Below are 14,354 nucleotides of genomic sequence, written 5' to 3' on the forward strand. Positions count from 1 at the left end.
TAAGTGAATTTCCCGGTAAGAGGAGCAACATTTCAGGTGAAAACTATTTATTTCTATGGAGGTTACTATGACAACAGCACGTTACCGTAGAATTGTACTAAAATTAAGTGGAGAGGCATTAAGTGGAAAGCAAGGTTATGGAATTGAACCGACTATTATGCAATCCATCGCTTCACAGGTTAAAGAAGTAGCCGAACTAGGAGTAGAAATAGCCATTGTAGTTGGTGGAGGAAACATTTGGCGCGGCAAAGTTGGCAGTGAGATGGGAATGGATCGTGCTACCGCTGATTACATGGGTATGCTGGCAACGATTATGAATTCCCTTGCACTCCAGGACAGCTTGGAAAATATCGGAATACCAACACGTGTACAAACATCGATTGAAATGCGTCAGGTTGCCGAACCTTACATACGAAGGAAGGCTATTCGCCATTTGGAGAAAAAACGTGTTGTGATTTTTGCTGCGGGCACCGGGAATCCGTATTTCTCAACGGATACGACTGCTGCTTTACGTGCTGCTGAAATTGAGGCTGAAGTAATTTTAATGGCCAAAAACAATGTTGATGGTGTTTATACAGATGATCCAAAGGTAAATAAGGATGCAGAAAAATACGAGAATCTCTCCTTTCTGGAAATGTTGAATGAAGGGTTGGGAGTAATGGATTCTACAGCATCTTCTTTGTGTATGGATAACGATATACCATTGATTGTTTTTTCAATAACTGATGAAGGAAATATTAAAAAGGTTGTTCTTGGAGAAACAATTGGTACAACAATAAGGGGGAAATAAATGATGTCAGAAGCTATTCTAAAACAAATGCGTGAAAAAATGGAACAGGCTGTACAGGCTTTTTCAAAAAGTTTAGCTACCGTACGTGCAGGACGTGCAAATCCATCTTTATTGGATAGCATTTATGTTGATTATTATGGTGCATCTACACCACTTAACCAATTGGCAACAATTTCTGCACCGGAAGCAAGGCTATTGGTCATTTCACCTTTTGACAAATCATCAGTTGGCGATGTGGAAAAGGCTATTCAAAAAGCGGATTTAGGTTTATCCCCATCAAACGATGGCCAGGTGATTCGGATTAACATTCCGGCGTTAACCGAGGAACGACGCAAAGAATTAGTAAAAGTTGTCGGAAAGTATGTGGAAGAAGCTCGTGTGCAAGTGCGGAATATTCGCCGTGATGCAAACGATCAACTGAAAAAAGCGGAAAAAAATGGCGAGTTAACAGAGGATGAACTACGCAACAAGCAAGATGAAGTACAAAAAGAAACGGATAACCACATCGCTAAATTGGACCAGCTTGCCAAAAATAAAGAAGCAGAAATTATGGAAGTTTAAAATTACATGGTAAATAATTCAGACAGGTAATTAGCAGCATCCTATTGAAATCTTTCTTATTTTACATATAAAATAAGAAGCATCCGCCCTCTTGTTAAAGGGGGCTTTTGTTTTTTATATGAAACCAAGTTATTCCTTAATAACAGGGACATTGTCTTTCGCTTTTGAGATAAGGCATAATGAGAAAAATCATGGTATAATTAAATTTCACAAGTGTGGGGTACTCTGGAGCAAATCATGAGAAGTCATATAATTCTTTTTTCCTTCATATTGTTTATAGTCGAAAGGATTGTATAAGACAAATCGCGGGCTCCATTCAAGCCGTTGCTGCGCTATGCTTTTATCAGGCATTAACGGGCTGTAATACCCCTATCACTAAGCGTGAGTAAACCAAAAAAGTGAGTGGGGCGCAGGAAGGGCAGACTAAAACCGTCACGTCCTGTGCGTCGGAAACCTCCACTAAATGAGGTTTCACTTTATAATTACTCGATCGCTACGCAAACTATCTGGAGGACAAACAATGTCATTGAAACTTCCTTTTTTAAAGAATAAACAACTTGATACAGATGATCAATGCAGTCTGGAAGAAGAAAATATACCAAAACATGTTGCTATTATTATGGACGGGAATGGGAGATGGGCAAAAAAAAGGGGCCTTCCACGGATCGCAGGGCATAAAGAAGGCATGGATGTTGTAAAAGAAATTGTTAAAGCTGCGAGAAAATATAAAGTGGAAATTTTAACGTTATATGCTTTTTCTACTGAAAATTGGAAGCGGCCAAAAACAGAAGTGGATTATATAATGAAACTGCCAAAGGAATTTTTACATATTTATTTGCCAGAGCTAATGGAGAACAATGTAAGAATTGACACAATTGGCAATTTCGATGGATTGCCTGATCATACAAAAGAGGCAATTCAATATGCAAAGGAAAAAACAAGGAATAATAATGGATTATTATTAAATTTTGCTTTAAACTATGGTAGTAGATTCGAAATTATGCGAGCTATAAAGGAAATTATGACCGATATTGACGGTCGTAAATTGTCGATTGATGCTTTGGATGAAAAGATATTTTCCGAATACTTGTACACGACTGGTTTGACCGATCCTGATTTATTAATTCGTACGAGTGGAGAGCAACGGCTAAGCAACTTTTTACTTTGGCAGGTCGCTTATTCTGAATTTTGGTTTACGGATGTATTGTGGCCTGACTTCAATGAAGAGATATTTCGAAAGGCGCTCCATGATTATCAGCAGCGCAAACGGCGCTATGGAGGTATATAGGTGTTGAAACGACGATGAAACAGCGAATACTGACAGCAATTTTTGCTTTAATTATATTTGTACCTTTTGTATTGTATGGCAACTTGCCATTCACTCTTTTTGTCTATCTGTTGGCAACGATCGGGCTACTTGAATTGATTCAAATGCGAAAGAGAGAACATTATGGCGCTCCTGCTATCCTGGCGATCATTTACGTATGGACTATTTTGTGGGAATATGAGAATGACAGTATTCCGCTAATTGGGTTGGATAAAACAGAAGTAACGGTTCTGTTTGTTGTGTTATTATTAACATATATCGTATTCATTAAGAATAAGTTTAATTTTGATGATGCAGGCTTTCTCCTGTTATCCGCCATTTATATTGGAATGGGCTTCTTCTCCATGATTGTTGCCAGGGGAGATGGACCAAACTATATTTTTTATGTACTCCTCGTTATTTGGGCAACCGATACGGGTGCATATTTTATTGGCAAGGCATTTGGCAAGAATAAACTGTGGCCGAAAATCAGTCCAAATAAAACGATTGAAGGAGCCCTTGGCGGGGTTATCCTTGCATGTGCTGTTGGTGTCAGCTTTCAATTAGCTGCCCCGTTTCCATATACAATGGGTGCTATGATTGGCATTACGATCCTGGTATCTGTTTTTGGACAAATTGGTGATCTGGTCGAATCCGCATTCAAACGGCATTACGGTGTAAAGGATTCTGGAAAACTCTTGCCGGGTCATGGTGGTATTTTGGATCGACTTGATAGTTTACTGTTTGTATTACCAATTTTATATTTGATAGGTTTCATTTGAACATGTTGTTGAAACAATGTTGAATGATTTGTATTGATTGCCGCAAAAAGGTTAAACTTAATTGTAGTTGTATGCAGCATCATCCAATTTACCATATGCATGATGGTTAATCGATTCATATAAAGGAAGGTGTCTCTCTTTTGACTACCGTTATTGCGTTTATTCTAATGTTTGGATTACTCGTTTTTATCCATGAGTTTGGTCATCTAATCTTTGCTAAACGTGCTGGGATGCTTGCGCGGGAATTTGCAATTGGATTTGGGCCAAAAATATTTGCATTTACGAAAAATGAAACTGTTTATACAATCAGGCTGCTTCCTATTGGCGGATATGTGCGAGTGGCAGGAGACGACCCGGAAATTATTGAACTAAAACCAGGACATCATATTGGACTGGAGTTTAATGATGAGGGCAAAGTAAATAAAATTATCGTCAATAATAAATCCAAACATCCGAACGCACGTGTTATTGAAGTTGAACATGCAGATTTGGATCATCAATTACTTATTGAAGGGTATGAAATTGACGAAGAAGATCATAAATTGCAGTTTAAGGTAGATGAAAAGGCCTTTTTTGTAATGGATGAGCAAGAAACACAGATTGCTCCATATGACCGGCAATTCGCATCTAAAAGTGTTGGGAAACGGGCAATGCAATTATTTGCCGGGCCGATGATGAATTTTATTTTAGCGATTGTGATCTTTTTTATTCTTGGTCTGATCCAAGGTGTACCAACCGAACAAGCCATTATTGACGAAGCACAGTCCGGTACACCTGCAGCGGAAGCGGGATTCCAGCATGGGGATGAGATTGTTCAAATTGATGGAAAATCCATTTCAACATGGGAAGAATTTACGAAAATTGTTCAGGATAATCCTGGACAAGAATTAAATATGACGGTAAAGCGGGCAAATGGGGAAACAGAGGAGATCACTGTTATACCTGCGAAACAGGAATCCCAAGGAATCACATTCGGTCAGCTTGGTGTCACGCAGATGTTTGAGAAATCATTTACCGGAACGTTGAAATATGGATTTGTTCAAACGTATGATATGACGAAACTGATTTTAACGAACCTGGGTATGCTGATTACCGGGCAATTATCGATCGAAGCGTTATCTGGACCCGTCGGAATCTATGACGTAACGGATCAGGCTGTCCAAACCGGTTTCAATTCGTTTCTGATGTGGACTGCCATGCTCAGTGTCAACTTGGGAATTGTCAATTTGGTGCCATTACCAGCTCTTGACGGCGGCAGGCTGCTATTTGTCGGAATCGAGGCTGTCCGCGGCAAGCCAATTGACCCGCAAAAAGAAGGAATTGTTCATTTCATTGGTCTTGCCTTGCTTATGCTATTAATGATTGTTGTCACCTGGAATGATATCCAGCGTTTGTTTTTATAAGTTTGGACGGGGAACCCTCGGCAATATGCAAGGGTTCCCGTATAATTTTGTCTTGTAGGAGAGGTACGTTATGGCAATAACAAATATAGAGAAAATGAAAGTATTGTTGCAACAGCTTGAAATGCCTGCGGAATATATCGACCATTTTCAGGATAGCGAACTAATTCGGCTGGAGGTTTATAAAAAGACAGAAACATGGCACTTTCATATCCAGGTCAAACGTGTATTGCCAAGTAATATCTATCAATATATGGTTGCCAGGCTACAGGATTCTTTTAAGAAAATTGCCAAAGTGGATGTCACGTTGTATGCGGAAGATAAGCGTTGCGATGAACAAACCATTTGCGATCATTGGAAATGGTTTAACCAATCGATCTCCAATTTATCTCCTGCTTATAAAGATTTAGTACATAATCAAACACCCAAGGTAAACAATAATAACATTATGTTAACAGCTCGGAATGACGCAGAGGCTACTGCGTTAAAAAGACGGTTGGAAGAACCATTTCGGGCTTATTGCAAAAAGATTGGCGCGCCAGCCTATTCTTTAGTGATTGAAGTAAAAACAGAAGCAGCCGATTTACAAAAATTCCGCGAACAAAAAGCGATGGAAGACCAGCAAATTATTTTAAAAACCGTTCAAGAAAAAGAAAAACGCGAACAAAATAAAGAAAATGAACAGACGAATAAACCATTTGCAATTGGTTACGGGATCCAGGATGACGCCATAAAGATGGAAGAAATTCAGGAGGAAGAACGGCGGGTTACCGTACAAGGCTATGTGTTTTCGGCTGAAATCCGTAAGCTCAGATCGGGAAGAAGTCTTCTAATTGCTAAGGCGACTGATTATACGGACTCTCTTCAAATTAAAATGTTCTCTAAAGGTGACGATGACGCTAAAGTATTTGAACAGCTAAAAAAGGGGATGTGGATAAAAGCGCGGGGCAGTATCCAAACGGATATGTACACGAATGAATTAGCAATGATGGCGAACGATATGCATGAGATTCAGGTAGAAACGCGAAAAGATACTGCTCCTGAGGGAGAAAAACGGGTTGAACTCCATGCACATACAACAATGAGCCAAATGGATGCTGTCGTTTCTCCTTCCCGCTTAGTGGAGCAAGCAGCAAAATGGGGACATCATGCTGTTGCGATCACTGATCATGCTGGTGTACAGGGGTATCCGGAAGCGCATGCAGCAGGTCAGAAACATGGAATTAAGGTGTTGTACGGTGTTGAAGCGAACCTCGTTGACGATGGTGTCCCAATTGCTTACAACGAACAGGACGTGGAATTGGGAAATGGTACGTACGTTGTTTTTGACGTGGAAACGACGGGTCTATCAGCTGTTTATGATACGATAATTGAACTGGCAGCAGTTAAAATACACCAGGGTGAAATTATTGACCGGTTTGAAAGGTTTGCCAATCCTCATCATCCATTGTCACAAACAACGATTGATCTTACAGGGATTACGGATGATATGGTAAAAGATGCCCCAGAAATAGCGGATGTATTAAAAGACTTTTTCGCATGGACGGCTGATGGGATTTTAGTTGCTCATAATGCCAGCTTTGATATTGGGTTTTTAAATGCCGGCTATCAGCGAATTGACTATGAAAAAGTGAAAAACCCCGTTATTGATACGTTGGAACTTGCCAGATTTCTTTTTCCAGAATTAAAGAATCATCGTTTAAATACGCTTTGTAAACACTTGGACATTGAATTAACGCAACACCACCGGGCAATTTATGATGCGGAGGCAACGGGATATTTACTATGGAAATTAGTCCAGCGGTTAATGCAAAAGGACATCACCAATCATGCACATTTAAATAATCATATGGGGGAAGGGAATGCCTATCAGCGCTCTCGTCCGTTTCATTGTACGTTACTTGCACAAAACCAGGAGGGCTTAAAAAACATCTATAAACTTGTCTCCCATGCACATATTGATTATTTTTACCGTATGCCAAGGATACCCCGATCCAAATTGCAAAAGTTTCGTAATGGTATTTTAGTAGGGACTGCATGTGATAAAGGGGAAGTTTTTGAAACAATGATGCAAAAATCGGCGGAAGAAGCGGAAAAAGTTGCCGAATTCTATGATTATATCGAAGTTCAACCACCAGCAAACTATGTTCATTTGCTTGAGAAAGAGCTTGTCCAAAATGAAGCACAAGTTTTAGACATCATTACGAAATTAGTAGATTTGGGTAAACGGATGAAAAAACGGGTAGTGGCAACGGGAAATACGCATTATATTGACGAACATGACAAGCTGTACCGGCAAATATTAATTGCCTCACAGGCTGGTAATCCATTAAACCGCCAAACATTGCCCGATACGCCATTTCGAACAACCAATGAAATGCTCGATTGCTTCCGTTTTTTAGGGGAGGATACGGCAAAAGAAATTGTCGTAACCAACACGCAAAGCCTGGCGGATGAAATAGAAACGATTTCTCCGGTAAAGGATGGGCTTTATACACCAACAATTGAAGGTGCGGAACAAGAGATGCGTGACCTTTGTTATAATCGTGCCAAATTCGTTTACGGTGAACCCATACCGCAAATTGTTGTGGATCGGCTGGAAAAAGAATTAGAGAGTATCATTGGTAATGGATTTGCCGTAATTTATTTAATTGCCCATAAGCTGGTAAAAAAATCGCTGGATGATGGTTATCTTGTCGGTTCAAGGGGTTCGGTGGGATCGTCCTTGGTTGCCACCATGTCGGAAATTACCGAGGTAAATCCTCTGCCGCCGCATTATGTTTGCCCGCAGTGTCATCACCACGAGTTTATAACCGATGGGTCGGTTGGCAGTGGTTTTGACCTTCCGGATAAAAATTGTCCAAGCTGTGCTACACCCTTGACAAAGGATGGACAAGATATTCCGTTTGAAACATTTCTTGGCTTTAAAGGGGATAAGGTTCCGGATATTGATTTAAACTTCTCCGGTGATTATCAGCCCAGGGCACATAATTATACAAAGGTATTATTTGGTGAGGATAATGTTTACCGTGCTGGAACAATCGGGACCATAGCTGACAAAACTGCTTATGGTTATGTAAAAGGCTATGCCTCCGATAAGCAGCTCGTTTATAAAAATGCCGAAGTTGATCGGCTTGTACAAGGCTGTACCGGGGTGAAACGGACAACCGGACAGCATCCAGGCGGTATTATTGTTGTTCCTGATGATAAAGAGATCTTTGATTTCACGCCAATTCAATTTCCCGCCGATGATCGGAAAAGTGAATGGCGTACGACCCATTTTGATTTCCATTCGATTCATGATAATCTGCTAAAATTGGACATACTCGGGCACGATGATCCAACCGTCATTCGAATGCTTCAGGATTTAAGCGGAATTGATCCGAAAACAATCCCGACAGACGATGATGAGGTTATGAAAATATTCTCCGGACCCGAATCACTTGGGGTAACCGCGGAACAAATAAATTGTAAAACGGGTACATTGGGCGTCCCGGAATTTGGTACTAAATTTGTTAGACAAATGCTGGAGGATACGAAACCGACGACATTTGCTGAGCTTGTCATTATTTCCGGTCTTTCACACGGAACGGATGTATGGTTGGGCAATGCACAGGAATTAATTAATGACGGTATTTGTCAATTGCCGGACGTTATCGGTTGTCGCGATGATATTATGGTATACCTGATGCACAAGGGCTTGGAAGCATCACTGGCATTTAAAATTATGGAATTCGTTCGGAAGGGGAAAGGATTACAGGATGAATGGATCGAGGAAATGAAAAAGCATGACGTTCCTGATTGGTATATTGAATCCTGTAAAAAAATCAAATATATGTTCCCGAAAGCGCATGCCGCTGCATATGTTCTAATGGCAATCCGCATCGCTTATTTCAAGGTTCATCATCCTATTCTCTTTTACGCGGCTTATTTTACAGTAAGGGCAGATGACTTTGAACTCGATACCATGATTAAGGGTTCAAATGCAATAAGACAGCGGATTGAAGGAATAGTAGCGAAAGGAAATGATGCACCACCAAAAGAAAAAAGTTTATTAACCGTATTGGAAATCTCATTGGAAATGTGTGAACGTGGATTTTCATTTCGTAAGGTAGATCTTTATAAATCAAGCGCTACGGATTTTATTGTTGATGGGAATTCACTGATCCCACCGTTTAATGCGGTTGATGGGCTGGGAACGAATGCAGCACTAAATATTGTAAAGGCACGGGAAGAGGGAGAATTTCTCTCAAAAGAGGATCTTCGTGAGCGCAGCAAAATTTCCAAAACAGTTTTAGAATACCTGGATAATCACGGATGTTTAGAAGGGATGGCAGAGAAAAACCAATTGTCTCTTTTTTAGAGTGGCAGAAAGAGTGGCAGAATGGCTGACACAATCATGTTTTTTCTCAGCCGTTCGCTTGTAGTACTGCATCTATCTTTTTCTTGTTCCTGTGATTCACGCCGTTAATGATTTTTGACCTAAAATAAACCTTAATCATTCCTTTTTTGATCATGATATCCCTGCGTCTTGCAAGATTATTTTTGTTGTGATATAGTTTTTATTGGTAAGTATTGATACGAACGGTTAAAAGAGTGGGCCAACCCACTCTTTCTTCATACTTCAATTTTCTTTTGAGTAACTTCTCCCTTGCCACATCTTCCGGCAGGGGTTTTATATTGATAAGCAAAAAGCAGAAGCACACTAGCCGCTGGGTGCTGGAGCTGGATGTGGCTCACGCTTCTTTAGAAGTGTTCAAATGAAATGAAGCATGATTGTTCATAATAAGGGTAAGTGAAAACTGAATAAAGGAGGATATGTTGTTGAGTTCACAAGTAGTAAAAACAACCGAAGAATTAGTCCAGCCCATTTTACAGGAAAATAATCTTGAATTAGTTGATGTTGAGTATGTGAAGGAAGGCAAGAACTGGTTTCTGCGTGTATACATCGATAAAGAAGGTGGCGTCGATATTGCGGAATGCGGATATGTATCGGAACAATTAAGTGAGAAGCTGGATAAAATAGATCCGATCAAAGAAGCTTATTTTCTTGAAGTATCGTCACCAGGTGTGGAGCGTCCGTTAAAAACAGCGGAGGATTTTGCGAAGAACATCAATAATAATGTGTTTGTCAAGCTCTATGAACCAGTAGACGGTGAAAAAGAATACCAGGGGGTTCTGAAAGCATTCGCAGACAACATCGTAACGATTGAATACAAGCTAAAAACGCGTAAAAAACAAGTTGATATTCCATACAATAAAATAGCAAAAGCAAGACTTGCTGTAACGTTATAAAGGGGGAAAAGAAGTGAAGAGTCAGTTGTTTGACGCGATTGATTATTTGGAAAAAGAAAAAGGCATTGATAAGGATGTGTTGCTGGAAGCATTGGAAGCTGCACTGATTTCTGCCTACAAAAAAAATTTTAAGTCAGCAACAAATGTGCGTGTTGATCTTGACGAAGATGCAGGTTCAATGCGTGTGTTTGCCAGAAAAACGGTAGTAGATGAAGTGGAGGATAACCAGCAGGAACTGTCATTAGAACAGGCCAAAGACATCGACCCGAAGTACGAAGTGGATGATGTCATTGAGGTGGAGGTTACACCAAAGGATTTTGGCCGCATCGCAGCACAAGCTGCCAAGCAAGTCGTAACGCAACGAATCAGGGAAGCAGAACGCGGTGTTATTTTTAGCGAATATGCTGATCGGGAAGAAGATGTGATGACAGGGATCATCCAGCGAATGGATCCTCGCTTCATCTATGTAAACCTTGGCAAGATTGAAGCAAAATTACCCGAGTCAGAACAAATGCCGACAGATGATTATCAAGTACATGACCGTTTGAAGGTATATGTAACCAAGGTTGAAAATACAAGTAAAGGGCCGCAAATCTATGTATCAAGATCACATCCCGGTCTCTTGAAACGATTGTTTGAAATGGAAGTACCAGAAATTTATGATGGGACAGTTGAAATAAAATCCGTTTCACGGGAGGCTGGTGACCGGTCGAAGATTTCCGTTTTTGCCGATGACCCGGAGATTGATCCGGTTGGGTCATGTGTTGGGCAAAAAGGACAGCGGGTGCAAGCAATTGTTAATGAACTAAAAGGGGAAAAGATTGATATAGTCGAGTGGTCGGAAGATCCGGTTGTCTACGTTTCAAATGCCCTTAGTCCGTCTAAAGTAGTTGAGGTGCTTGTAAATGAAGAAGAAAAAGCAACAACGGTAATCGTACCAGACTATCAGCTATCATTGGCTATTGGAAAACGTGGACAAAACGCAAGACTTGCCGCCAAACTGACCGGCTGGAAAATTGATATTAAGAGTGAAACAGAAGCAAGAAATGAGGGTCTGATAACTGACAACTTTACAATAGAAGATGATGAAGAAACAACCTTTTCTGACAATGTAGACGATTTGTTTGAATAAGGAGGACTGCCTGATGGCACAAAAAAGAAAAATTCCACAACGAAAATGTATTGTGACAAATGAAATGCGACCGAAAAAAGAGCTTATTCGGATTGTCCGAACAAAAGAAGGTGACGTATTTGTCGATGAAACCGGCAAGAAAAATGGACGCGGGGCTTATCTGTCAAAGGATAGGGAAGTAATCGATAAAGCAGAAAAAACCGGAGCGCTGAATCGCCAGTTCAATGCCGAAATTGAACCCGCGATCTATGAGGAATTGAGGCAAATAGCAGATGGTACGAAGCATGCCAAATAACTACTTGAATATGGTCGGTTTAGCATATCGTGCCAGAAAATGCTCGTTAGGTGAAGAGACAATCGTCAAAGACATTCAGCAACGACGGGCAAAACTTGTGCTTTTAGCAAGTGATACTGGTCCTGCGACACGAAAAAAGATAACGGATAAATGTAAAACTTATGAAATACCCTTCCGAATAGTAGACGATCGGGAAACACTGTCGAACGCTATTGGGAAAACACAAAGAGTAGCTATTGCTATTTTAGATGGAGGATTTGCCGCTAAGATCAAATCGTTACTCGGGTAAATAACTACGGGGGTGAACGTATGCCAAAAATGCGTGTATATGAATATGCCAAAAATAATAATACAACAAGTAAAAATGTAATTGGACACCTGAAAAGTCTGAATATAGAGGTGTCAAACCATATGTCAACTATATCAGGTGATGTGATTTCTAAATTGGATAAGAAATTTAAATCCAATCCATCATCAACAGAAAAGAAAACAAAAACGGGAACGAACAATAACAAGAAACAAGAAAGCAATAGGCAGCATAATCCAAAAGGTGCAAAAAAACCGTCTGCCGGAAAACCGGATAAAAAAGGCGGCAACCAGCATCACGCTTCAGCACAAGCTAAACCGAAGAAAAACAATCAGCAGCAAACGAAACAATGGAAAAATAAAAAAGGGAAAAATAATCATAAACAGGCGCAGCAAACAAAACAGCCGGTTGTAAAAGAAACTCCAAAAGAAATTAAATATAGTGGAACGTTGACGGTAAGTGAATTAGCCGAAAAATTGAATAAAGAGCCATCTGAAATTATTAAGAAGTTAATGTTTCTTGGGGTAATGGCTACAAAAAACCAGGATCTTGATGATGATGCAGTAGAACTGATCTGTGAAGAGTTTCATGTAGCCGTGGAAAAAGAAATTATTTTGGAGGATACGGACTTTGACAAATATATACAGGAAGATGACGAAAAGGATCTAATTGAACGTCCTGCAGTCGTAACGATTATGGGACACGTTGACCATGGAAAAACGACGCTGCTTGATTCCATCCGTCATACAAAGGTAACGGCGGGTGAAGCTGGCGGTATTACCCAGCATATTGGTGCATATCAGGTAGAAAACAACGGGAAGAAAATTACCTTTCTTGATACACCAGGCCATGCCGCCTTCACGAGCATGCGATCAAGAGGTGCACAGGTAACCGATATTGCAATTTTGGTTGTTGCTGCAGATGATGGTGTCATGCCACAAACCGTCGAGGCAATTAACCATGCAAAAGCCGCCGAAGTTCCGATCATTGTAGCTGTCAATAAAATAGATAAAGAGGGAGCGAATCCCGATCGGGTGATGCAGGAATTAACGGAATATGAATTAATTCCAGAGGATTGGGGCGGTGATACGATATTTGTTCAACTTTCTGCTGTTAAAAGCGAAGGTATCGATGACTTATTGGAAATGATTCTGCTTGTTTCAGAAGTAGAAGAATTAAAAGCAAATCCGAATACGAGTGCTTTTGGGACTGTCATTGATGCACAACTCGACAAAGGAAGAGGATCTGTTGCAACGCTGCTTGTCCAAAACGGTACACTCCATGTTAGCGATTCCGTTGTGGTCGGAAATACGTTTGGGCGTGTACGGGCAATGGTAAATGATATCGGTAAACGTGTAAAAGAAGCAGGACCGTCAACACCTGTAGAAATAACCGGACTTAATGATGTACCACAGGCAGGGGATCAGTTTTTAGTTTTTGCTGATGAGAAAAAGGCCCGTCAAATCGGGGAAGCTCGCCAGCAAAAACACATCGAGGAAAACCGTACCGAGCAATCAAAGGTAAGTCTTGATGACTTGTTTGAGCAAATTAAACAAGGCGAAATGAAAGAGATTAATATCATTATTAAAGCTGATGTTCAAGGCTCTGCAGAAGCAATGGCCTCTTCTTTGCGCAAGCTTGAAGTGGAGGGCGTTAAAATTAAAATTATTCATACCGGGGTTGGAGCAATCACGGAATCGGACATTAATCTGGCATCTGCTTCCAATGCTATTGTAATCGGGTTTAATGTACGCCCAGATGCAAATGCTAAAAAAGCAGCGGAATCGGAAAAAGTGGATGTACGCTTACACCGTGTAATTTATAAAGTAATTGAGGAAATAGAAGCTGCGATGAAGGGAATACTTGATCCGGAATATGAAGAAAAAATTATTGGTCAAGCGGAAGTCAGGGAAACATTTAAAGTCTCACGAATCGGAACTATTGCCGGCGCTTATGTAACAGAAGGTAAACTAACGAGGGACTCAGGGGTTCGTCTGATTCGCGATGGTATCGTGCAATTTGAAGGGGAAATTGATACGTTAAAACGTTTCAAAGACGATGTGAAAGAAGTTGCTCAAGGTTATGAATGTGGGGTAACAATTGCAAAATTCAACGATATCAAAGAGGGCGACACGATCGAGGCATTTGTCATGGAGGAAATTGAACGGAAATGATTGTCTATGCCGAGATAGAGTGTCTGCTGTATGAAGGCCATTCATTAAAACAAAAGCGCTCTGTTATAAAACGTATAATAGCAAAGCTGCGAAATGATTTTAATGTAGCAGTAACAGAACTGGATTATCATGATCTGTGGCAGCGGACAAAGCTTGGAATTGTTACAATCTCGAATAGCAAAACACATGCTGAACAGGTTATCCAGGAAACACTAAAGGTAATTGACACGTTCCCGGAACTGGAGCGAACTATTACAGATCTCGGTTACTTATAGCTTCCAAATAGAGTGGAGAAGTCAGATAATAAGAAAT

Annotated in this window: 12 protein-coding genes; all 12 read left to right on the plus strand. The window is 40.5% G+C overall.

Annotated elements, in window-relative coordinates:
• Positions 1–67: 67 nt before the first annotated feature.
• The 12 genes from pyrH to CZ382_RS05650 all read left to right on the plus strand — a co-directional run bounded on the left by pyrH (position 68) and on the right by CZ382_RS05650 (position 14,317).
• Positions 68–790, plus strand: a complete 723-nt coding sequence (gene pyrH, locus CZ382_RS05595) for a UMP kinase (RefSeq protein ID WP_088050227.1) — start codon at positions 68–70, stop codon at positions 788–790.
• Between the two features lie 3 nt (positions 791–793).
• Positions 794–1,351 carry a ribosome recycling factor gene (frr, locus tag CZ382_RS05600; RefSeq protein ID WP_088050986.1) on the plus strand — a complete coding sequence of 186 codons (558 nt, stop codon included), beginning with the start codon at positions 794–796 and terminating at the stop codon, positions 1,349–1,351.
• A 520-nt stretch (positions 1,352–1,871) separates the two neighbouring features.
• Complete coding sequence (locus tag CZ382_RS05605; protein ID WP_088050228.1) at positions 1,872–2,639, plus strand: isoprenyl transferase; 768 nt, start codon at positions 1,872–1,874, stop codon at positions 2,637–2,639.
• Positions 2,640–2,653: 14 nt separating this feature from the next.
• Positions 2,654–3,439 (plus strand): phosphatidate cytidylyltransferase, encoded by a 786-nt coding sequence (locus CZ382_RS05610; protein ID WP_088050229.1) that lies wholly within the window; start codon positions 2,654–2,656, stop codon positions 3,437–3,439.
• 140 nt (positions 3,440–3,579) lie between these two features.
• Complete coding sequence (gene rseP / locus CZ382_RS05615; RefSeq protein WP_088050230.1) at positions 3,580–4,842, plus strand: RIP metalloprotease RseP; 1,263 nt, start codon at positions 3,580–3,582, stop codon at positions 4,840–4,842.
• A gap of 70 nt (positions 4,843–4,912) precedes the next feature.
• The gene (locus CZ382_RS05620) at positions 4,913–9,202 is read left to right on the plus strand and encodes a PolC-type DNA polymerase III (RefSeq protein ID WP_088050231.1); all 4,290 of its coding nucleotides are present in this window, start codon (positions 4,913–4,915) and stop codon (positions 9,200–9,202) included.
• Between the two features lie 461 nt (positions 9,203–9,663).
• Positions 9,664–10,134, plus strand: coding sequence for a ribosome maturation factor RimP (rimP, locus tag CZ382_RS05625; protein WP_088050232.1), 471 nt, complete (start codon positions 9,664–9,666; stop codon positions 10,132–10,134).
• Positions 10,135–10,147: 13 nt separating this feature from the next.
• Positions 10,148–11,266, plus strand: coding sequence for a transcription termination factor NusA (gene nusA / locus CZ382_RS05630; protein ID WP_088050233.1), 1,119 nt, complete (start codon positions 10,148–10,150; stop codon positions 11,264–11,266).
• Positions 11,267–11,279: 13 nt separating this feature from the next.
• Positions 11,280–11,561, plus strand: coding sequence for an RNase P modulator RnpM (gene rnpM, locus CZ382_RS05635; RefSeq protein ID WP_088050234.1), 282 nt, complete (start codon positions 11,280–11,282; stop codon positions 11,559–11,561).
• Entirely contained in the window at positions 11,551–11,850 is a 300-nt protein-coding gene (locus CZ382_RS05640; protein WP_088050235.1) for a YlxQ family RNA-binding protein, read from the plus strand. Before rnpM ends, CZ382_RS05640 begins: the two co-directional genes overlap by 11 nt.
• A gap of 20 nt (positions 11,851–11,870) precedes the next feature.
• Entirely contained in the window at positions 11,871–14,042 is a 2,172-nt protein-coding gene (infB, locus tag CZ382_RS05645; RefSeq protein WP_088050236.1) for a translation initiation factor IF-2, read from the plus strand.
• Entirely contained in the window at positions 14,039–14,317 is a 279-nt protein-coding gene (locus tag CZ382_RS05650) for a DUF503 domain-containing protein (protein WP_088050237.1), read from the plus strand. Before infB ends, CZ382_RS05650 begins: the two co-directional genes overlap by 4 nt.
• The last annotated feature ends 37 nt before the right edge of the window (positions 14,318–14,354 follow it).

Source organism: Virgibacillus dakarensis (assembly GCF_900155625.1).
GTDB classification, from domain to species: Bacteria; Bacillota; Bacilli; order Bacillales; family Amphibacillaceae; genus Lentibacillus_C; species Lentibacillus_C populi.

Coding starts and splice junctions, on each gene's coding strand:
- CZ382_RS05610 (WP_088050229.1), top strand. CDS start 2,654: ATGAAACAGCGAATACTGACAGCAATTTTTGCTTTAATTATATTTGTA.
- CZ382_RS05650 (WP_088050237.1), top strand. CDS start 14,039: ATGATTGTCTATGCCGAGATAGAGTGTCTGCTGTATGAAGGCCATTCA.
- CZ382_RS05640 (WP_088050235.1), top strand. CDS start 11,551: ATGCCAAATAACTACTTGAATATGGTCGGTTTAGCATATCGTGCCAGA.
- infB (WP_088050236.1), top strand. CDS start 11,871: ATGCCAAAAATGCGTGTATATGAATATGCCAAAAATAATAATACAACA.
- pyrH (WP_088050227.1), top strand. CDS start 68: ATGACAACAGCACGTTACCGTAGAATTGTACTAAAATTAAGTGGAGAG.
- CZ382_RS05605 (WP_088050228.1), top strand. CDS start 1,872: ATGTCATTGAAACTTCCTTTTTTAAAGAATAAACAACTTGATACAGAT.
- frr (WP_088050986.1), top strand. CDS start 794: ATGTCAGAAGCTATTCTAAAACAAATGCGTGAAAAAATGGAACAGGCT.
- rnpM (WP_088050234.1), top strand. CDS start 11,280: ATGGCACAAAAAAGAAAAATTCCACAACGAAAATGTATTGTGACAAAT.
- CZ382_RS05620 (WP_088050231.1), top strand. CDS start 4,913: ATGGCAATAACAAATATAGAGAAAATGAAAGTATTGTTGCAACAGCTT.